Source organism: Leptolyngbya sp. FACHB-671 (genome assembly GCF_014695745.1).
Classification (GTDB): Bacteria; Cyanobacteriota; Cyanobacteriia; order Elainellales; family Elainellaceae; genus JAAUTN01.
This window is the reverse complement of the sequence record NZ_JACJOV010000134.1, coordinates 66,726-86,054: the sequence shown is the minus strand read 5'-3', so window position 1 is coordinate 86,054 and position 19,329 is coordinate 66,726. Positions and strand designations below refer to the sequence as shown.

The 19,329-nt window shown below is 51.1% G+C and carries 16 protein-coding genes; 8 read left to right on the top strand and 8 right to left on the bottom strand.

Annotation, left to right across the window (positions count from 1 at the left end; translation table 11 throughout):
* The first annotated feature begins 48 nt into the window (after positions 1 to 48).
* Both H6F93_RS20850 and H6F93_RS20845 read left to right on the top strand, forming a co-directional pair.
* Entirely contained in the window at positions 49 to 1,233 is a 1,185-nt protein-coding gene (locus H6F93_RS20850) for an LptF/LptG family permease (RefSeq protein ID WP_524537985.1), read from the top strand.
* 165 nt (positions 1,234 to 1,398) lie between these two features.
* Positions 1,399 to 2,514: a hypothetical protein gene (locus H6F93_RS20845; RefSeq protein WP_190684791.1), complete on the top strand. Its 1,116-nt coding sequence runs from the start codon at positions 1,399 to 1,401 to the stop codon at positions 2,512 to 2,514.
* Positions 2,515 to 2,585: 71 nt separating this feature from the next.
* Here H6F93_RS20845 and H6F93_RS20840 read toward each other — a convergent pair whose 3' ends face one another.
* The 3 genes from H6F93_RS20840 to H6F93_RS20830 all read right to left on the bottom strand — a co-directional run bounded on the left by H6F93_RS20840 (position 2,586) and on the right by H6F93_RS20830 (position 6,436).
* Complete coding sequence (locus H6F93_RS20840; RefSeq protein ID WP_190684788.1) at positions 2,586 to 4,244, bottom strand: ATP-binding protein; 1,659 nt, start codon at positions 4,242 to 4,244, stop codon at positions 2,586 to 2,588.
* A gap of 380 nt (positions 4,245 to 4,624) precedes the next feature.
* Positions 4,625 to 6,127, bottom strand: coding sequence for a UDP-N-acetylmuramoyl-L-alanyl-D-glutamate--2,6-diaminopimelate ligase (locus H6F93_RS20835; RefSeq protein WP_190684786.1), 1,503 nt, complete (start codon positions 6,125 to 6,127; stop codon positions 4,625 to 4,627).
* A gap of 27 nt (positions 6,128 to 6,154) precedes the next feature.
* Positions 6,155 to 6,436 carry a glutaredoxin family protein gene (locus H6F93_RS20830; RefSeq protein ID WP_190684783.1) on the bottom strand — a complete coding sequence of 94 codons (282 nt, stop codon included), beginning with the start codon at positions 6,434 to 6,436 and terminating at the stop codon, positions 6,155 to 6,157.
* 103 nt (positions 6,437 to 6,539) lie between these two features.
* Here H6F93_RS20830 and cysH point away from each other — a divergent pair, with 103 nt between their 5' ends.
* From cysH to H6F93_RS20815, 3 genes are all read left to right on the top strand, one after another.
* Positions 6,540 to 7,274 (top strand): phosphoadenosine phosphosulfate reductase, encoded by a 735-nt coding sequence (gene cysH / locus H6F93_RS20825; RefSeq protein WP_190684780.1) that lies wholly within the window; start codon positions 6,540 to 6,542, stop codon positions 7,272 to 7,274.
* A 92-nt stretch (positions 7,275 to 7,366) separates the two neighbouring features.
* Positions 7,367 to 8,683: an exonuclease subunit SbcD gene (sbcD, locus tag H6F93_RS20820; RefSeq protein WP_190684777.1), complete on the top strand. Its 1,317-nt coding sequence runs from the start codon at positions 7,367 to 7,369 to the stop codon at positions 8,681 to 8,683.
* A 48-nt stretch (positions 8,684 to 8,731) separates the two neighbouring features.
* The gene (locus tag H6F93_RS20815) at positions 8,732 to 10,183 is read left to right on the top strand and encodes a 1-acyl-sn-glycerol-3-phosphate acyltransferase (RefSeq protein WP_190684774.1); all 1,452 of its coding nucleotides are present in this window, start codon (positions 8,732 to 8,734) and stop codon (positions 10,181 to 10,183) included.
* 393 nt (positions 10,184 to 10,576) lie between these two features.
* On the opposite strand, the gene H6F93_RS20810 is transcribed toward H6F93_RS20815, so the two are convergent.
* A complete protein-coding gene (locus tag H6F93_RS20810) occupies positions 10,577 to 11,875 on the bottom strand; it encodes an NAD(P)/FAD-dependent oxidoreductase (protein WP_190684770.1) in 1,299 nt (432 codons plus the stop codon).
* Positions 11,876 to 11,931: 56 nt separating this feature from the next.
* On the opposite strand from H6F93_RS20810, the gene glnT reads away from it, so the two are divergent.
* Together glnT and H6F93_RS20800 are read left to right on the top strand one after the other, a co-directional pair.
* Positions 11,932 to 13,257 carry a type III glutamate--ammonia ligase gene (gene glnT / locus H6F93_RS20805; protein WP_190641808.1) on the top strand — a complete coding sequence of 442 codons (1,326 nt, stop codon included), beginning with the start codon at positions 11,932 to 11,934 and terminating at the stop codon, positions 13,255 to 13,257.
* Positions 13,258 to 13,430: 173 nt separating this feature from the next.
* Entirely contained in the window at positions 13,431 to 13,796 is a 366-nt protein-coding gene (locus H6F93_RS20800) for a hypothetical protein (RefSeq protein ID WP_190641807.1), read from the top strand.
* Between the two features lie 13 nt (positions 13,797 to 13,809).
* Here the strand turns inward: H6F93_RS20800 and H6F93_RS20795 are convergent, their stop codons facing one another.
* From H6F93_RS20795 to H6F93_RS20785, 3 genes are all read right to left on the bottom strand, one after another.
* Positions 13,810 to 14,691 (bottom strand): MBL fold metallo-hydrolase, encoded by an 882-nt coding sequence (locus H6F93_RS20795; RefSeq protein WP_524537984.1) that lies wholly within the window; start codon positions 14,689 to 14,691, stop codon positions 13,810 to 13,812.
* A 470-nt stretch (positions 14,692 to 15,161) separates the two neighbouring features.
* Positions 15,162 to 15,674 (bottom strand): inorganic diphosphatase, encoded by a 513-nt coding sequence (locus H6F93_RS20790; RefSeq protein WP_190684766.1) that lies wholly within the window; start codon positions 15,672 to 15,674, stop codon positions 15,162 to 15,164.
* A 246-nt stretch (positions 15,675 to 15,920) separates the two neighbouring features.
* The gene (locus tag H6F93_RS20785; protein ID WP_190641804.1) at positions 15,921 to 16,106 is read right to left on the bottom strand and encodes a TLTLP motif-containing protein; all 186 of its coding nucleotides are present in this window, start codon (positions 16,104 to 16,106) and stop codon (positions 15,921 to 15,923) included.
* 299 nt (positions 16,107 to 16,405) lie between these two features.
* Here H6F93_RS20785 and H6F93_RS20780 point away from each other — a divergent pair, with 299 nt between their 5' ends.
* Complete coding sequence (locus tag H6F93_RS20780; protein WP_190684763.1) at positions 16,406 to 17,011, top strand: hypothetical protein; 606 nt, start codon at positions 16,406 to 16,408, stop codon at positions 17,009 to 17,011.
* Positions 17,012 to 17,051: 40 nt separating this feature from the next.
* Here the strand turns inward: H6F93_RS20780 and H6F93_RS20775 are convergent, their stop codons facing one another.
* Positions 17,052 to 19,232: a pentapeptide repeat-containing protein gene (locus tag H6F93_RS20775; RefSeq protein WP_190684760.1), complete on the bottom strand. Its 2,181-nt coding sequence runs from the start codon at positions 19,230 to 19,232 to the stop codon at positions 17,052 to 17,054.
* Positions 19,233 to 19,329: the final 97 nt, after the last annotated feature.

Here is a 19,329-nt window from a genome sequence, read left to right as displayed (position 1 = left end):
TATAAAGTCTCCCCTCAATTCCCCGATGCTGTTGCTGATTCAGCTTTTATGAATTCAGGTTTCTCAAAACTTGCTAATCCAAAACTTAACCTGTGGAACTGGCTGCCTCAACTGTCAGTGATGGATCGCTACATTGCCACGGAGTTAACACTGCCTTTTTTGTTTGGGGTGGGAATTTTTTCGTCCCTTGGTGTTTCGGTAGGGGCGCTGTTTGACCTGATTCGTCGTGTCACGGAGTCTGGATTGCCAATCTCTACAGCTGTAGAGATACTAGCGTTAAATTTTCCTCAGTTCATGGTTTATGGCTTTCCTGCCTCCTCGCTGTTGGCTACCCTGATGACGTATGGGCGGCTCTCCACGGACAGTGAACTGGTGGCGCTGCGCGGCTGTGGCATCAGTGTGTTTCGTCTGGTGCTTCCGGCTGTTGTGCTTTGTACGATCGTGACGGGGCTGACGTTTGTATTTAACGAGCTAATTGTTCCAGCGGCTAACTACCGTGCAGCAACGACGCTGGAGCGGGCATTAGGGGATGAAAGACCTGAATTTCAGGAAGAAAACATCTTCTATCAAGAATTTCAGGAGTTTGTCGAAGATGATGGCGATCGCAAGCAGCGGCTAGCGCGGCTCTTCTATGCCAGAGAGTTTAACGGACGGGAGATGCAGGGGCTAACCATTCTAGACTTTTCGCGAGAAGGGCTAAATCAAATTGTTAGCGCCAAATCCGCCATCTGGAATCTAGCTCAAAGCACCTGGGATTTTTTTGATGGCACCATTTATGTGGTGTCGTCGGATGGTTCGTTTCGCAATATCGTCACCTTTGAGCAGCAGCAAATTCAGTTGCCGCGCACCCCGTTGGACCTTGCCTCCAGAGGACGCGACTATGACGAAATGAATATCAAACAATCGCTAGATTACATGGCGCTGCTACAACAGGGCGGGGATGAGGCAAAGATTCGCAAGCTAAGAGTGCGAATTCAGCAGAAATACTCTTTGCCCTTTGTCTGTGTAGCGTTTGGGCTAGTTGGGGCCGCACTGGGAACGCGATCGCGACGCACAGGGAGAGCAACGGGTTTTGCAATCAGCCTGGTGATTATCTTTGGCTATTACCTGTCTGCGGTGGTCACTGGCTCCCTCGCCCAAAACGAAGTTTTATCGCCCTTTATGGGAGCGTGGCTACCCAACCTGCTTGGGCTGGTGGCTGGTGGTTTCCTGTTAGTTCGGGCTTCTCGCTAGGGCTTTGATTAAAGGCGTTGATGTTAACAAATCTACGCAGATTTCTGTATGAAGTGTTGAAGAAGACTTCATATAGAAGCAGGTATAAATTTTAAGAAGCGGCTAGGATAGAACAAAATCAAGTTCAGCTAATGGATTTGTTGTAGAGTTCGGACTGCTATAACCATGTCACCTCTCAATCACTCTCCGGCTTCCGTTCGTTATCTCAAAGCGCGGCTGCGGATTCTAAAGCGCCCTGCGGTTTGGGGATCTGCGGCAATCCTATTGCTGACCTTGTTCTCCGTTTACACCCTTTTGCAGCGCCCAGACTGGTTAACCGTGAGTGAGAGCGATCGCGTCTCTCCTGAAGCTGAAAACGCAACTGATACGGCTGACCCTGATGCCTTGCCGCCCGAAGAAGACAGTGCGATCGGGATGGATATCGACAGTCTCTCGGTCCTAAGAAACGAGATTAGTGACTTTGATGAAGAAGCAGAAATTGATCTGCTGGCTCCGCCGTCACGCTCTGCAGATGGGGAAGATGGGGAAGCGTCCACCTTACGGCCGACGGATTCACCTTTGGTCAATGGGGCACCCCAGTCTACTAGTCAGTCTTCTCCATTTTCGTCAGCTTATGCTCAAGGTGGTCAACCTTTGAGCCTGAACCTGTTCAACAATCCCACTTTGTTGCCCGGAAGTTCGACTACTGCTGATTCTGCTTCGGCTGGGGCACCAAATCCTGGCTTTGGGTTGGGCACAGCCGCCCAAGCTACTCCTCCTGCTAGTCCACTTCGCTCAGCAGTTGAGCAATACGCTAATTCTGCTAACCAGCCCACCACTCAAACTCAGTCTCAGGCTGAGTCTTCTGAGACAGCCTCAGGCGATACGAGGCGACAGCCAGCGGCAACTCCTACTTATCTGCCGCCTCAACCGGTAGGGCAATATGCCCCTCAAACTTCTCCAGCCCCTGGAACGACGGGCTACACGATTCCGCCTTCCCTGATTTACGGTCGCAATAGCCCGTATACCAGCCCAACTAGCCCCAATTCGGTTAGCCCTCAGGCTGTACCTGGCTTACCGCAGGCTCCGCAAGTCTTGCCGCAAACCATTCCTGCTCAACCTGGAATTGGGCAACCCGTCCAGACTCCCTACGGCGGTGGAACAGCAGGCGGTACTTCTCCAGTTCCCAACGTGCAACAGCCCCAGGTGGTTCAACCCCCGCCTCAACCTTTCTCAGTACCTCGTACGAGTGCAGGGTACTCGATTGGGGGACGAGAGATTGAGACTTTCTCAAATCCTTAAACGCCAACTTGTAGTGCTTACTTCTTAAAAAGAAGGGAGGTAGGGATTTAGCCCTGCCTCCCTTCTTTGTCTTAACCTTTATGACTAGAGCTATAGAGCGGTAGCAGTACGATAAAAGCCGACCCCTCGCCGGGTTTACTTCTCACTGAGATAGAGCCACCACAGCGCAGCAAAAGCTGATGGACAATGGACAGCCCTAAACCCGCGCCGTTTTGGTCGTCTGCACCACCCTGACGTACTCGATAGAAGCGCTCGAAGATTCGGGGGATTTCGGCGGGTGGAATGCCAATTCCGGTGTCTCGCACTTCTACTTGAATATAGTCGCCCTGTTGTCTTGCCTTGACCCACACCTGTCCGCCTTCAGGGGTGAATTTAATGCTGTTGTGCAAAAGGTTAATGACGATCTGCCTCAGCCAGTTGGGCAGGCAGGAGACGGGTGGCAGGTCTTCAGGCACAGTGTAGGCTAGCATGATGCCCTTTTCCTGAGCTAGCGGCTGATAGGTGCTGACAATTCCGGGGACTGCTTCGATCAGGCGTAGCGGCTGCATCGGGGTGTCAACTGCATCTTCAATCTGCACTAGGTCGAGCACACTGGTGATGAGAGAACTCTGGCGATCGCACTCGTGGGTCAACATCTCCATGTAGCGCTGGCGTTGAGGCGTCTTAAGACTGGGAGAAGCGAGTAGGGTAAGAGCCGTTTTCATGGTGGTCAACGGTGTCCGCAACTCTTGCCCAACATGCTTCAGAAATTCGTCCTTGAGCCGAATGGAATGGAGCAGTTCCTCATTTTCAAGCTGAAGCGCTGCCGCCGCATCCGCCTGTCTGCGCCAGAGTGCCGTGCTGTACCAGATTTCTTCTTGTCGCTGAACTTGTTTAGTAAATAAATGGCTCAACAGGCTTGGGTTGAGTGGGCAATCTGTCACTTGCTCGACAAACCCATCCCAATTAACTAGCAGTTCTTCAATTTCAGCAGTTGGTTCAGCCTGCGATTGCCCAAAACAAACGGCGCGATGGATTCCTTCTAAAACTTGCTGGATCGTCTCACCATTCAGGGTGAAAAGTCCCAATAAGGGATGCTTGCGATCGACCTCTTCGTCGCCTGTTGGGATGGATTTAGGGCTGCTGAATAGGGTGTCTTGATTGTCACTATCTCGGGGCGCTCGCATGGAACGAGGTCGATGAGCCAGCACCAACCCACAAAAATCAGCTGATAACACCAGCAAAAAGTATTCTCGCCTCAAGTTGCTCTCAGCCGCCAGAGGTAAGGTTAGGCTACCCGCGTGTCCAGTCAAAGGGGGCACGGGATCGCGAACGTCCAACCATTCATCTTCTAGTTCATCGGTCGGTGCTGCGAATGAGGACTCCTGTGACTCGTCTGTTGCTTCGGGTTCGAGTTCAGCTAGTGGGTCTGATGGCGCTAACGGGTCGAATTGATCAAAGTCTGCGATCGCCGTCTGCTTTTTAGCCTCCTCCCGATGAGAACTGAGAATGTAGAGCGAAGAGGGAACACTGACTGACTTTTGAAAACGCTCAATCTCAGATTGCCAAGCTTCGCCACGGGGTAGTTTTAGCCATAGAGTTGCAGGAATTCTTTGGTCAAGCAGCAAGTCCATCAAGGTACTGACCATGGACTTAAAGATAGTCGGGCTAACCTGCAAAGGACGAGGAGCGGTCTCTGAGCTGTGGGCTAGCTCATAAAGGGAAACGTCCTGGAGGCTGGATGAGTTCATGAGGGTGAGGTGATGAACAGAGGAATGAGGCTATAGCAGCAATAACAAGGCGATCGCCACTGCTGCTATGTACTAGCGCGTCGAGCATTTCGCCAAAAAATCTGAATGATTTTCTAGACCAGGGTTTAACACAAACCATAAAGACATAAGGCTAACTCGTTTTGGCAACTAAAAATCTTTGAGAAAAAGCTTTAGCTTCAAAACGAGTCACTTTAAAGGCTCATACGCTTCACGTTTGAGCTGTTATTCAAGACAGATTTCAACCGTAAGTTCACTGCTTATTAGGTTAAACCTGGTTTAGAAATTTATCCACCATTCCTAAATTTGCATCAGCTAAATAGATACACATTTCGATCAGAAATCTGCCTCATTCTGTCGAATTAATCTGCCTGATCAAGCCGCTCAGTCAAGGCTGCCCGTGCCTGTTCTCGGTCATCAAAGTGAACTTTTTCTGTACCTAAAATTTGATAGTCTTCATGCCCTTTTCCAGCAATTAGTACGCCATCTCCAGCCTTAGCTTGCAAAATAGCGGTGCGAATTGCCTCGGCACGATCGCCAATGACTAGCGGCTCTACCGTGTCGGGAATGCCCGTGAGAATGTCCTGCAAAATTCGCTCTGGATCTTCAGTTCGGGGATTGTCTGAAGTGACAATCGCCCAATCCGCCAGTTCTGCGGCAATTTTGCCCATCAGGGGACGCTTGGTGCGATCGCGATCGCCCCCGCAGCCAAATACACAGATCATCCGAGCCGGAATGAAAGGACGTGCTGCTTTTAGCAAATTTTCTAAACTGTCGGGCGTGTGAGCATAGTCCACAACGACGTTGATATCTTGCGTCGGAGTAATCTGCACCTGCTCCATTCGTCCAGGAACGCCCGTGAAGAGAGGCAAGGAGTGAGCGATCGCCTCCAATTCCACACCTAAGTGCAGCACTGCCCCTACCGCCGCTAACAGATTTGACAAGTTAAACTGCCCGACTAGCGGAGATTGAAACGCCGCTTCTCCCTTGGGTGTGTGCAAAATGCCCTTTACCCCATCTGGCTCATATACCAAATCGCTTGTCCACAAATCTGCCGTCTGACCCGTAACGCTGTATGTCCAGACTTGCTCAGGCTGCAATTGTTGAACTAGCCGCTGTCCATAAGCATCATCTAGATTCACAATTGCTCGACCTTTGAGGTAGTCCGTTGAAAACAGCAGCGCCTTGGCAGAAAAATAGTCTTCCATGTCGCGGTGATAGTCCAGATGATCCTGAGTCAAGTTGGTAAACACCGCTACCTCAAAGGGGCAACCCATCACTCGCCCCTGCGCCAGCGCATGAGAACTGACTTCCATCACACCTAGCTTGCAGCCTGCTGCCACCGCTTCAGCCAACTGCTGCTGCAACTCCACCGCGAAGGGCGTGGTATGAACTGCCGTTTGCTGATGACCCGCCCAGCGAGTGTAGAGCGTTCCCATCAGGGCGGTCGGCTGCTGTGTCTGGTTCAGCAGAAACTCGATTAGGTGAGTCGTGGTTGTCTTACCGTTAGTACCGGTCACTCCGACCAGTTGAAGCTGCTGTGCCGGATAGCCATAGAATGCCGTCGCTACCTGAGCGCAAGCCTGCACCATGTCGGCTACGGGAATGACGCAAGCCGTTGAATCCGTTAAAGGCTGTTTTTGAGCGGCTGAGGTAGAAACTAGGGCAGCGATCGCCCCTGTGGCGATCGCACTTGGCCAAAACTCACCCCCATCTACCCGTGTTCCTGGCATCCCAACAAATAAATCTCCTGGCTGACAGGCATGAGAATTGGTCGCCAACCCTTTTACCTCAGCCTCTAGAGCCGGATGCTCCGGTATTTGAACGGATTCGGGCAAAGTCATCAAGAGTTCTCGTAATTTCATGTCAACAACTCCTCACATCTGCTGCGCCTATTCTGAACTATTTCCTACCCCATATTTCTGTAGCATCTGCTCCACTTGGGCGATCGTGGCACGAGGGGAGAGGCGAGGGAGGGGAATTGGGGATTGGGGGTTGGAGGTTGCTTCCAGGAAGAGGACTGGAATTTCATATTGAAAGGCTTCAAACCAATCTTTGCGAGTGGTAATGTCTCTCACCTCTAGCTCAAACTGTAGCGTTTGAATTTGCCCTAGTTTTTCCTCAAGTCCTTCACACAGATGACATCCGGGCTTGCTGTATAGAATTAACCGCATAGAAAATCTCTCATGAACTAGTAAGACCTGTTTTCCGATCGGAATACGAGCCTTTTCTCAAGCTAAAATTGTCTGTAGAAACACAAATAAGCTTACTGAAGAAATGACTAGTTATTCCGTAGAGCGCAAAAGCCAGAATCAGAGTTTCGATCTGAATGAGCTAAACCAAAGATTTGAGACTGCTCACCCGTCGGAAGTCCTTTTTTGGTGTGTGGCTAACTTCCCAACTGGGCTGGTGCAGACGAGTGCTTTTAATGTCGATGATCTGATCATCACGGACATTCTCTATCGTCAAATCATCCCTGCTCAACCCGTTCCTGTGATTTTCCTGGATACGCTGCATCACTTCCCGCAAACCCTGGAACTGGTTGCCAAAGCTGAAGAAATCTATAGCTTGGACTTGAAGACTTACAAGATTCCCGACGTGGAAACTCGCGAAGCCTTTGCTGCACGGTACGGTGAAGCGCTTTGGGATACTGACATCCAGAAGTTTCATCACTTGACCAAAATTGAGCCTTTGCAGCGCAGCTTAAAAGAACTGGACAGCAAAGCCTGGATTACGGGACGTCGCCGCGATCAGGCAACCACTCGTGCTGATATGCCCGTTCTGGAGCTAGACGCAAACCAACGCCTCAAGGTCAATCCGCTAGCTAACTGGACTCGCAAGCAAAGCTGGGAATACGTCGCGAAGCATGGTGTGATTTACAATCCGCTACATGACCAGGGCTATCCCAGTATTGGCGATGAACCGATCACGACTCCCATTGCCGAAGGCGAAGACGAGCGGGCCGGACGCTGGCGCGGGACAGGTAAAACGGAGTGTGGAATTCATATTTGAGAGAAGGGGTTAGGGGCTAGGGACTGGGGGCTAGCTCCCAGTCCTTAGCCATCGTGCTACCGTTGAGCGTAATGCTGTCAACGCATGGCTCGATGGTTAAGATTCTTCATCTTTCGGATATTCATTTGGGTAGCGGGTTTTCGCATGGGCGAATTAACCCAGAGACGGGGTTGAATACGCGGCTCGAAGATTTTGTAAAGACGCTGGGGCTGTGTATTGACCGGGCAGTTTCTGAACCGGTTGATTTAGTCCTATTTGGTGGGGATGCGTTCCCCGATGCGACGCCACCGCCGATTGTGCAACAGGCGTTTGCGGCGCAGTTTCGCCGTTTGGTGGATGCTCAGATTCCGACGGTGCTGCTGGTGGGAAATCATGACCAGCACGCTCAGGGTCAGGGGGGTGCGAGTCTGTGCATTTATCGCACGTTGGGAATTCCGGGATTTGTGGTGGGCGATCGCCTGGAAACTCACACGATTCAAACCCGCAGCGGAGCCATACAAATCATTACGCTGCCCTGGCTCACCCGTTCTACCCTGCTCACCCGTCCTGAAACGGAAGGTTTATCTCTGGTAGAGGTGAATGATCTGCTGATCGATCGCCTACGGGTTGCCTTAGAAGGGGAAATTCGGCGGCTTGATCCAGATATTCCAACGGTGCTGCTGGCTCATTTGATGACTGATACGGCAAGATTTGGGGCAGAGCGGTTTTTGGCAGTTGGTAAGGGATTTACGGTGCCGATGGCGTTGCTCAACCGTCCCTGTTTTGACTATGTGGCGTTAGGGCACGTGCATCGACATCAGATTTTGGCGGAGCAGCCGCCAGTCGTGTATCCGGGCAGTATTGAGCGGGTTGACTTTAGCGAGGAGCAAGAGGAAAAGGGCTATGTACTGGTTGAGTTAGGAGGCGATCGCACTCAGCTAGAGTTTTGCCCCTTACCCGTCCGCGCGTTTCGCACGCTGCGAGTCGATTTATCTAAGGTAGAAGATCCGCAAGCGGCGTTACTCCAGGCGATTCAGCTAGAAACAATTGAAGAGGCGGTGGTCCGTCTGGTCTATCAGCTTCGCTCGGATCAGCTTAGCCAAATTGACAGTGCTGCGTTGCATGATGCGCTCAGTGCTGCTCATACATACACGATTCACGCTGAGTTGGTGAGCCAGCTTGCTCGTCCTCGATTACCTGAACTGGGTGCAGGCAGTGGCATTGATCCGATTGAGGCACTGCAAGCGTATCTGGACAATCAGCCCAACCTGAAGGACATCGCAGGTGAAATGCTGGAGGTGGCTCAAAGCTTAATGGCAAAGGAACAGGCTGTTTGGCTAGGTTCAGCCGAGGTGGATTTGCTGGAGGAGGATGATTTTGGCAATCGCCCCGCCATCGAAGCAGTGGAAGCCCAACTAAGATTGCTTTAATGGTAAATGGCTCTAAATCGCCTGATTCCCATCGCCCTGCTGTGACCAATGCCCAATCCCAACATCCACGCTCAACCGCCGCTAGAGTTTATTCCCTCTCAGTTTGATCCACTGGTGTTTGGAGCGGTGCGATCGCTGCTGCCCACCTGGCGACGTTGGCGAGTTGGGATTACAGACATTGAGGTCAGCAATCTTGAAACCCTGGCACAACTATACAAACAGTTTCAGGACGGCAAGATCCGCTTGCTGATTGCCTTTCGCCATCCTAGTACCAACGACCCTTACAGCATGGCAGATATGCTGTGGCGGCAGGTGTCTCAGACGATGCGGCAGCAGGGCATTCCGGTCAAAGCTCCGATCCATGCCCACTTTATTTATGACCGGGGAATTCCGCTGTGGGCAGGTAAGTTCGTTGGCTGGCTCTACTCGCGCTTAGGGGGAACTCCAATTCGGCGGGGTAAGGTCGATCTGATGGGGCTGCGCTCGATCCGAGAACTGTTTGCCAATGGACAATTTCCTATGGCGGCGGCTCCTGAAGGGGCAACCAATGGACACAACGAAATTGTCAGCCCAATCGAACCGGGGATTGCTCAGTTTGGCTTTTGGTGTGTGGAGGATTTGCACAAGGCAGGACGGACGGAGCAGGTCTTAATCGTGCCCATTGGCATCCAGTATCGCTATGTAGAACCACCCTGGGACTTGGTAGAACAGTTGTTGAGCCGACTGGAGTTGGAGAGCGGGTTGGTTCCAGAAGCGGCGGCAGTGGGTGGGAGTGAGGGCGATTACCCCAAAGGGGGAACTGCTTCGCATCGCCAAACTCTTCTCTACCGCAGGCTTTACCGATTGGGCGAACATTTGCTGACGCTGATGGAGCAGTTTTACAAGAAGTTTTACGGTCAATCATTCCCGGCTGTTCCAGCAGCAGCTTCGACATCATCTGCTGAAGGTTCCCCAGACCCTTCTCTTCTCAGCTCCAACGAACAGCTTGCTCATCGTCTCCAGGCTTTGCTAAGTGCGGCTCTGAGCGTGGCAGAGCAGTTCTTTGACCTGCCGCCCAAAGGAAATTTGAGCGATCGCTGTCGTCGTCTGGAGCAGGCTGGCTGGGATCGAATTTATCGAGAAGACCTGAAGCAAATCGAAGCCCTTTCTCCCGTCGAGCGAGGATTGGCTGACCGCGTCGCCGAGGAAGCCGACCTGCGGCTGTGGCACATGCGCCTGGTAGAAACCTTTGTCAGCGTCACGGGGCACTACGTCGCTGAAAAGCTCACCGTTGAACGGTTTGCCGAGACAACGCTGCTGCTGTGGGACATGGTAACGCGCATCAAAGGCAAATCTCCCTTTCCCCGTCCGAAACTGGGGCAGCAGCAGGTCAAGATGACGGTCGGTGCACCCATTTCTGTCTCTGATTATTGGGAAGCTTATCAGTCAAGCCGTCGTCAAGCCGTTGCTACCCTGACTAAAGAGTTGCAGACCGTGATGGAAGAGGCTGCCAAAGCATGAGACATTCCGGTTGAATCTCTGAGCATCCTAATTGAACCTCTGAGCATCCTAGTTGAACCTCCGAGCATTCCGGTTGGATCTCCGAACATCACCGCTGAAGCATGAGACATCCCGGTTGAACCTCCCAGCATCGCGGTTAAACCTCTGAGTATCACTGCCAAAGCATCAGCCATCGCGGTTGAACCTCCAAGCATGACTGCCGGAACACTGAGCATCACTGTCGAAGCATGAAGTATCGCCGCTGGACACTGTAGACGTCGCGATTGAAGTGTCAGATATCACCATCGAAGCGTGAAGCAATTTTCAAGTTTTCAAAATTACGCACTTGAGACCTGAAACCTTGCTCCCTCTCAGCCCAGAGGCTTTTTGATCAGGCATGTCCAAATGAATTCATCACCTTAATCCACCTGCTCTGGCGTAGCGAATGGGTGGTTGAATCAAACTGTTTTCTTGGAAGCGGCTGAAGCGGAAGAGGTCGAGTAGCTTGACCTGATCATCAATCTTGCCCAGGATAAAGCGGCTCATTAGGTCGCCAATGATCGGGCTAAGTTTATATCCGTGTCCGCTAAAGCCAACGGCGCAGTAGAGTCCGGGAATGTGGTCGAGGCGATCGATAATCGGCTGGTAGTCAGGCGTAATTCCCCAAATACCGGAGTACGTTTCAACAACCGGGGCTGTTTCTAAAATAGGGCAGCGGTGAATTAACTTTTGCTGAAGCGTTTCGCAAATGTCAGGAAACTGCTGTCCGTGAAACTGGTCAGCATCAGGCAGCAAAAACTGCGGGTGATATTTTGGGTCTGAGTTACCAATGCGGGTGTAGGGCTGGTCGGCATCCGATCGCACGTAACACAGATTCACTAAATCAGATACAACGGGGTGCGGTGCGGCATATTCAGTAGGACGCTCCATCACCACCACATGCTCGACAACAGGGCTAACCGGAAAGGGCAACCCCAATGCTTCGGTGAATTTTCTAGCCCAGGGACCGACACAATCTACAACGGTGCGGGTAGCAATGTCCCCAGTTGGGGTACTAACTGCCTCAATTCGCCCTTCCAGGTCTAGCTTGATGCCCGTGACAGGGGTTTCTGTGCGAACCTCAACGCCCAACTCGGCAGCACGGTTTGCCAGGGCGATTGTTGTTTTGGGAGGACTGCCATAGCCAGAATTGGGCTCATAAGCTGCCGCAGCTACATCATCAATTCGCAGAAATGGCATCTGCGCCTGCGCTTCAGCGGGGGAAACCATCTGCACGTCAATGCCTAATGGCTGGTGCATTGAAACGACATCCTTAAGGGTGTCAACATCGGAATCGCCAACCAGGATGAAGTAGCCACAGGGATTGAAGCCGCTGTCATAGCCACCAAACCGCTCTTCAAAGTTGTGAAAAAGCTGAAGTGAGGCGTAGGCCAGTTTTGCTAAGACGGGATGGGTGTAGTGGGTGCGAATAATTCCGATGCCTTTACCCGAAGCGCCATTCGCCAACTGCTTTTGCTCTAGCAGCAGTACTTTTCCTGCTTGCTGTTCTGCTAGATGAAGGGCGATCGCTGCTCCAATGCACCCACCCCCTACCACCACAATATCCACCGTCTCACTCATACCCTGACACTCCATCACCCAGCGCCTAACCCGTAACGCGAACTTAACAAACTCCATCCCAACCAGGCGTATCGCCCTATACAAACTTGTCATAACAAGATTGATTTACTTGAGGGCAAAGCGTCTGAAGGTGTTTTGGAGAGTCTGCTATGGTCAGCATGTTGTCTCGCGATCGCAGCCTGGTTAAGTTAGCAGATGAGCTAAACCTGGATTTTTTCCTGGTTTCTTACACTGACTTGCTGGGTGGAACTCGCTCTAAGCTGGTTCCAGCTGCCAAAATTGCTGCGGTTGAGTCAGATGGTGCCTTCTTTGCGCCGTTTGCCTCCAACCTGGGGCTAGGTCCAGATGCCCATGACATCGCCGCCATTCCTGACCCCAATTCTCTAATTGTGTTGCCCTGGCAAACCAACGTTGGCTGGTTAGCTAGCGACATTTACATGGATGGCGAACCGTTTGCAGCGGCTCCTAGAAATATTTTTAAGCAAGTCCTTCAGCGCTGTGAAAGCCTCGGCTACAGCTACAAAACGGGCGTTGAGGCAGAATTTTTCTTGCTAAAGAAAGGCGAACAGGGTTATCAAATTGCCGATTCAATGGATACGGCTGTACGCCCCTGCTACGACCAACTCAACCTGATGCGTCAGTTTGACCTGATTTCGACGCTGGTTGGCTATATGGAAAGTTTGGGCTGGGAGCCTTACCAGTGTGACCACGAAGACGCAAATGGACAATTTGAACTGAACTGGACATACAGCGATGCGCTAACGACTGCCGATCGTCACGTTTTCTTCAAATACATGGTGAAAACTCTGGCAGAGCAACGAGGATTGACTGCCACTTTCATGCCCAAACCGTTTAGCCACCTCACCGGAAACGGCGCACATCTGCACATGAGCCTATGGAATGACGGGGAGAATGCCTTTGCCGATGCTAAGGATGAGCTAGGTTTGGCGGCGATCGGCTACGAATTTCTCGCAGGCATCCTGGCTCACGCGCGGGGCGTTTCTGCTCTGTGTACCCCTACGGTTACCTCTTACAAGCGGTTAGCCGCCAGTACCAGCGTTTCGGGAAGCTGTTGGGCACCTCGCTACATTTCCTACGGTGGCAACAACCGCACCCACATGATTCGCATTCCCGAAGGCGGACGGTTTGAGTGTCGTCTGGTTGATGGTGCTGCCAATTTGTATCTAGCGCAGGCAGGCTTGTTGGCGGCCGGGTTAGACGGCATTGCGAATCACCTACAACCCAAGGAACGGCTTGACGAAAATATGTTTGTCCGGGGTTCAGAGTTTTCTGACCTACAAACCCTACCCACCAGCCTGATAGAAGCACTGCACTGTCTAGAGCAAGACCCGCTGATCATGGCTACTTTAGGGGAGCAGGCGGCTAAAACTTTTCTTGACTTCAAATATCAGGAATGGAACGCCTACAGCATGGCAGTCACTCCCTGGGAAATGGAGCAATACGTGAATTGCTAATGATGTGCTGCTACTATTAGGCGAATAGGTGAGGGGCTTTGCCCCTCACCTATTCGCCCTAGCTTGACTGACCAGCACCATAAACCCTGTTTAACCGCTGTATTCTAGGGCAAAGTGATGTTACTACCGGATTAGTAGTTCCAAGGTTTCAAGGTGTCTACCTCCGTTAAATCATGAACAATTTTTCACTCGATGATCTCGCCAAGAAAGACTTCTTTGTTTGCATTGGCGTTTGGCTTGCCCTGGAAGTCGTTAGTTTCGTTATTTTTCCTACGTTCAGGCTGATTCAACCGGGCGATCGCTTGCAGTCCTGGTTCCTGATGAGTTTACCGTTGGGAATCATAGGAGCTTTTATGGTGGGAGCTAGCTCTCGCTATATGGCTATTGCTAACGAACGAGATCCCGGAAATGAAAAGACTCTTCGCATTTGGCTGGGTCAATTGATTGGCGGCTTAGGGCTAGCAGGCATTGCTTTCCCGTTGCTGATGGTAATTATTGAGTTCTTCACGATTATGCTAAGTACCCCGATCAAGACTTAGAGTCGTCTCGGGCTTATTCCTGGCAAATTTGTAGCACCACGCCTTCCCGAGCTAACTGCACATTAGGGAAACTAGACTGAACTTCTGCCTCAACTTGGTCCAAAAAGTTGTCGTCATGGGCAGGGTCGTGATGAAACATGACCATCTGCTTAACGTTGGCGGCAACTGCCACCTCAATACCAGCTTGCCAGGTTGCGGGCTTGTGCTCGGCTGCGTCTGTGCTGGGCGTGTAATAAGTGTGATCTGCGTAGGCAGCATCATAGATCAGCAAATCTGCCTGATGCGCCAAATAGAGCAAACTCTGGTCTAGCTTTTCTGACGAATGCTCGGTGTCCGTTGCGTAGACGACAGAATGACCATTCCAGCTAATGCGATAACCCAAGGCGCTGTTCGGGCGGTTGAGGGCGATCGTTTCGACGATAACGTCGTCTAGCGAGAGCATGGAGCCGGGAGAGATGTCGTGAAACCGCATCTCAGATCGCATGACCTGAAGTGGCACCGGAAAATTAGGACGCAGCATTTGATCGCTAAGGCGCTGCTTAATCGAAGCTCCATTAGGGCCAATGGAGCCATAGATGTCAAAAGAGTTGCCCGCAATAAAGGCAGGAATAAAAAACGGAAAGCCTTGAATCCGATCCCAGTGGGTGTGCGTAAAGAATAAGTGAGCGGAGACGGGCATCTGCTTTACCATCGTTCTACCTAGAACGCGCAGTCCGGTGCCGCCGTCAAAAATTAGCCGTTTGCCTCCGACCTGCATCTCGACGCAAACCGTGTTTCCCCCGTAGCGGACATTTTCGATGCCAGGTGTAGGAATGCTGCCCCGAACTCCCCAGAACTGCACCGTAAAAGCCTGGGAAACGCTGGTTTGGGGTGCATTGCTGCTGGTGGGTTGCACACTCTTTATTGGGGAGTCAAAACCTGACATCTTCAATTGCATTAACCCTTGCTTAGCGGATCATTGTAGTTTGTAGAGTCTTATCTGCAGATTCTACTTGTGAGCCAGAATTTTAACTGCCCGATAAATTGACCGATAGCTGAGAAATTGAGGTGACACCAGGAACCAAATAGCTAGAGCGAGGATTGACTACCAGGCTCTCTCTACACTATATTTCGACCGTTCTACTTTTTTCCTCGTATATACCCCTACAAAATACTCGCATCAGGAAAATAAATCGGAAATGCAAACTTTCAACAGTCCCAACGGAAGTTTGAACACTGAATAAAGAGCATTCTATTCAATCTACAGAACTTTGTTGGGCAGTGACCAGGGTGATGCAACTGAACCTGCATCTTAATACAGCAGTGCCCTGAGCGAAACAGGCTAAACCTGTAAGACATTTGCAGAGGGCACTACTTCTTTAAGTTTTATTTTTGTCCTGCTTTGATGCAGGCTTCAACCAGCGGAGCAACATGATCAACGTCTTTCCAGCCTAAGATTTCAGTTACTTTCTTCTCCAGATTTTTATAGGTTCTAAAGAATTCAGCAATTTCGTCCAGACGGTGAGGAGCGATGTCACTCAAAGACTTGACCTGGGCATAGCGGGGGTCTTTGTCGGGCACGCAGAGAATTTTTTCGTCGCGATCGCCTCCATCCACCATTTCCAACATCCCGATGGGTCGTGCAGCAATGACGCATCCTGGGAAGGTGGGCTGATCCATAATCACCATACCGTCCAGGGGGTCGCCATCGTCTGCCAGGGTGTTGGGCACAAATCCATAGTCATAGGGATATTGCACTGAGGCATAAAGCACCCGATCGAGTGCAAAAGCCTGGAGGTCCTTGTCAAATTCGTACTTGTTCTTGCTGCCTGCCGGAATTTCGATCAGGACGTTGATAATTCCGGGTTTGGGCTGGGGGGGAATGCGCGATAAATCCACAACAGTTCTCCAATCGAATAGCATTTTGGGCAGCCAGTCTCTTCTCTTCAAAACTGAACATTTGACGTGTCCCACGCGCGCAGGGCACGTCAAATGTTCAGCTTCTATGTAGAAACGGTGTGAACTGCCCCTCGAATAGCATTCTAGGGGATGACGGTTAACTCATGGCAACCTGTTCCTCCTAAAAATCCCTGATTTGAGGGAGTTTGGAGGAATATGACGCTGATCGATTGCGTACTGATTACATCAATCTTGGGATCGCAGAAGCGGGTAGGTTGACGGCTGCCAAATTTCAACGCTGTCTGAAGAGAAGTAGGCGATCGCAAAGACAGGAATGGTCAAAGTCATGAGAGCTATAAACGTACCGATGATGTTGGCTAACCTGTGAGAAGTTCGCCCAGGAGGGTTGTCGGTTCGACTACCAGATTCCATATAGGATTTGAAAAACCAGCTTGAATTGAGTATTGCTTTAGTCTGTAAAGTTATCCCAACTTTAATGAGAATCGGGATAGTTCTACGGGTGATCTTAACAATTTCACAAAGGAACCGAATTTGCTGTGATCTAGATTGCAAATCCCTATATCTAAAGGTTGAGTTAAGAATGAGTTAACTCAGACTGACTAGTTCCCGTGTAATTCTGGAATCACCCGGTAGTAGAATTAGCAACTTTGTCAAGTTGGCTATTCTAGGGTGTGTAGTATTCATTTCGCATAGTTTTTAACACTGCTGCTATGCTTTCACAAATTGTTCGTCCGATGGTTCGTACTCAAATCCGGCTGCTAGCAAACAGTCAGGCGACTCGTTCAACACTGGTCAATACGATTGCTCAGTGGCTTGGCTTTTTGGGAGTGCGGGCACAAGTCACCCAAATCGATGCGGTTTCCAATCAAATTTCTGTTTCGCTGACGGTGGGCAAGCCGGAAGCTTGCGATACTCACGATTGGCAGCAGATTTTGCAAAACTTGAACCAGAGTAAGACTGAAGAAGAGGTCGTGCCTTCGCCGCAGGTGCAAATAACTCCGCAACAGCAAAGCAAATTGCAGCGGCTACTAGCCTATGTAATTCAGGTGGGCAGTTCGGAGAAGCCTAACTGGGATAAGCTCTATCCTCAACTTCAGACCTTGGGGTTTGAAGAGTCGACGCTGCTGGGCATTCGATCGGCGCTGAAGGTGCCGCAGTCGCTCGATCAGCTTATGGAAGGGCTAGATTCGGATGTGGCGGCGATCGCTCTCCCGAAGGCCGTCAGCATTGCTCTGCTCGACCGTCAGGTGAACCCATCTGAAGATAAGGCCCTGGCTACGCTGTTGGAAGCGATGAAGCAGCCTGCTTCTGCCTAGAGCTAACTCACTAAACCTGATTACCCCTTACTTGTTTGCTTTACTTAAAGTAAATCAGCAGATTGAGCCCTGGAATGGTGCGCGAGAGCGTCCAGAGCAGCAGTGCGATGTAGAGAATGCCCAGAAGCCACTGATACCAGGAGAGGGTGGTGATCAGTCCGGGTAGATGTTCGTCGCGCAGGCGAATGTCATTGAAGCCAAATTTGAGCAAATTATTCAGGCTGAAGTCGAAGTAGTTGAGCCAGTTCCAGCGGCGATCCCAAAGGATGGGCATGTAGCGATCGCGAAAAAAGACAAACCGAGGCATATTCGGCAATCTGCCAATCAGCAGGCGAAACTGCCGCAGGCTGCCATCTTCGACAAAGTAGCTAACGTCCATCAGGTCGTGATAGCGACCTCGCTGATAGATCAAAAACAGCAGTATTGCTGGTACTGGAATAATCACAATCGCCAGACAGGTGAGTGTAAGCCAGGGCTGCTCGGAGGTGCGAAAAATGGCTGAGAGTCCGAGTAGCGACAATAAGCTAAAACTGCTAACAACCCAGGTACTTTCTGATAGCGTTGGAACGATTGGCTTGGGGTGAAACCGACGCAGGCGATCGATCAGCCAAAACAATCCACCAAAGTAGGCTAGTGCAATCATGCCGACTCCAAAACTGAGCCAAAAATTGGTGCCATAGCCACTTAATAGCAGCAGCAGGCTAAGCCCTAGCCAGTGCAGTGCATCTAACGTCCAGCCAACAGCCGAACGAGGTTCGCTGACGACGACGCGATCGCGCACTTTAACGTAAGTCGCCAGATCAACTTCATTCACCCTCAGCAGGTCGGGAAGGTTGCGAAAGGCTTGCTCGGTGCGAAATTGGGCGATCGCCTCTGCCTGAGTGAGTGAGAAACCCACTTGCTGAAGCCGTTCTAACGTTGCTGTGTTCAGGTTGGTGCCCCACAACTGCTGCCGCAACTGCCGCAGCCGCAGCTTTTCTCGCGTATATTCCACCTGATTTGCATCGGGAATTTGCTCTAGCAAGCGAAAGTTTCGCACTAGATTGCGAAGCAGCGTTTCGTTGCCTTGCAGCGTTGGTACAGAAAGCACTCGCCCCACCTGCCCCGGATCGCCCAAAATTCTCGCTTCTTCGGAGTTGAACTGAAGCCCTGTAACGTTCAGGTAAGCGGCTTTGGCAAAGCTAGCATCGCCAAAATCTGCCTGATCTAAAATGTTTGCCCCACGCAAATTGACGGGCTGGCTAAACTGAGCTTCTCGAAAGCTAATTAGTTTTTCAAAGGTAGCTTCACTCAAGAAGAGAGAACGGGAGAATTTGCTTCTGTTGAAGAAGACGGAGTTTTGCCAATTGGTTTGAGCAAAGTCGGCGTTGCCCTGCCACTGAGTACGGCTGAAATTTGCGGTTTGTTGAAAGGCTGACTGACTGAAGTTAGCGGTTGAGCGGAATTCACTACCCTGAAAATTAACTGCCTGAAATCGCCCCAGGTTGAATCCGACCCGTTCAAAGAAAATGGTGTTACGAAATCGAGCTTCACGCCGAAAGATAGCTCCGGTGAAGTTGGCTGGCTGGCTAAACCGCGTCTCTGACCAGTCTGTGTCCTGAACAAACTCTGCTCCTGGAGCTTCGACGCGACCGAGGAAGAAGGCGTTGGTGAAGTTAACGAAGTCTTCAAAGCGGGTCTGAACGAGTTTGAGCGCCCCCCGAAACACAGTGATTTGTAGGGAGGTGGGCTGTCCTTGAATCAGCAGCGATCGCGATAGTTGGCTCAATTGCGACAGCCGACGGCGATCGCGCCTCAACTGCGCTTGCTCTGTCCCGCTTAAAAGCGGCGATAGCTCCTGACCATAGAGCGACGATCGCAGTCCCAGTTCACTAATATTCAACTCGCCTTTGATGGTGGAATAGCTCAGGTCTAAGCCTAGTGGAGCAATCATTTCCCCGGTTGTGACATTGCGGGAGCGCTGGAGTTGTGCCTGAATCAATCGGTAGAACTGATCGCGAAAGTCCGCATTTTCAGGACGCAAATCAATTACGACTCGGCGCAGGTCCAAGGTTCGTACGCCTTCGCTTTGGAGGGGCGATCGCAATCTTTCTTGCAATAGCTCCACCGTTAGAGGAACTTGCTCTGGCTGGGCGATCGCTCCCCAGGCAGCTTGGGGCTGTAAAACGAGGATTAAAAGAATCAGAAATAAGATGCCTAGGCTAGTCCGAAACGGATACATTGGCGCTTGTAGAAGGGATCAAAATCTATAGCTAGCCAGGGAATTCATGATGAGTCTGGATCTGCGCTATTTCAGTTCACTGTCTAGCTTATTACTC

Excerpts from the sequence above, each read along its gene's own strand:
- H6F93_RS20850 (WP_524537985.1), top strand. The coding sequence starts at position 49 with ATGAATTCAGGTTTCTCAAAACTTGCTAATCCAAAACTTAACCTGTGG.
- H6F93_RS20845 (WP_190684791.1), top strand. The coding sequence starts at position 1,399 with ATGTCACCTCTCAATCACTCTCCGGCTTCCGTTCGTTATCTCAAAGCG.
- H6F93_RS20840 (WP_190684788.1), bottom strand. The coding sequence starts at position 4,244 with ATGAACTCATCCAGCCTCCAGGACGTTTCCCTTTATGAGCTAGCCCAC.
- H6F93_RS20835 (WP_190684786.1), bottom strand. The coding sequence starts at position 6,127 with ATGAAATTACGAGAACTCTTGATGACTTTGCCCGAATCCGTTCAAATA.
- H6F93_RS20830 (WP_190684783.1), bottom strand. The coding sequence starts at position 6,436 with ATGCGGTTAATTCTATACAGCAAGCCCGGATGTCATCTGTGTGAAGGA.
- cysH (WP_190684780.1), top strand. The coding sequence starts at position 6,540 with ATGACTAGTTATTCCGTAGAGCGCAAAAGCCAGAATCAGAGTTTCGAT.
- sbcD (WP_190684777.1), top strand. The coding sequence starts at position 7,367 with ATGGTTAAGATTCTTCATCTTTCGGATATTCATTTGGGTAGCGGGTTT.
- H6F93_RS20815 (WP_190684774.1), top strand. The coding sequence starts at position 8,732 with ATGCCCAATCCCAACATCCACGCTCAACCGCCGCTAGAGTTTATTCCC.
- H6F93_RS20810 (WP_190684770.1), bottom strand. The coding sequence starts at position 11,875 with ATGACAAGTTTGTATAGGGCGATACGCCTGGTTGGGATGGAGTTTGTT.
- glnT (WP_190641808.1), top strand. The coding sequence starts at position 11,932 with ATGGTCAGCATGTTGTCTCGCGATCGCAGCCTGGTTAAGTTAGCAGAT.
- H6F93_RS20800 (WP_190641807.1), top strand. The coding sequence starts at position 13,431 with ATGAACAATTTTTCACTCGATGATCTCGCCAAGAAAGACTTCTTTGTT.
- H6F93_RS20785 (WP_190641804.1), bottom strand. The coding sequence starts at position 16,106 with ATGGAATCTGGTAGTCGAACCGACAACCCTCCTGGGCGAACTTCTCAC.
- H6F93_RS20780 (WP_190684763.1), top strand. The coding sequence starts at position 16,406 with ATGCTTTCACAAATTGTTCGTCCGATGGTTCGTACTCAAATCCGGCTG.
- H6F93_RS20775 (WP_190684760.1), bottom strand. The coding sequence starts at position 19,232 with ATGTATCCGTTTCGGACTAGCCTAGGCATCTTATTTCTGATTCTTTTA.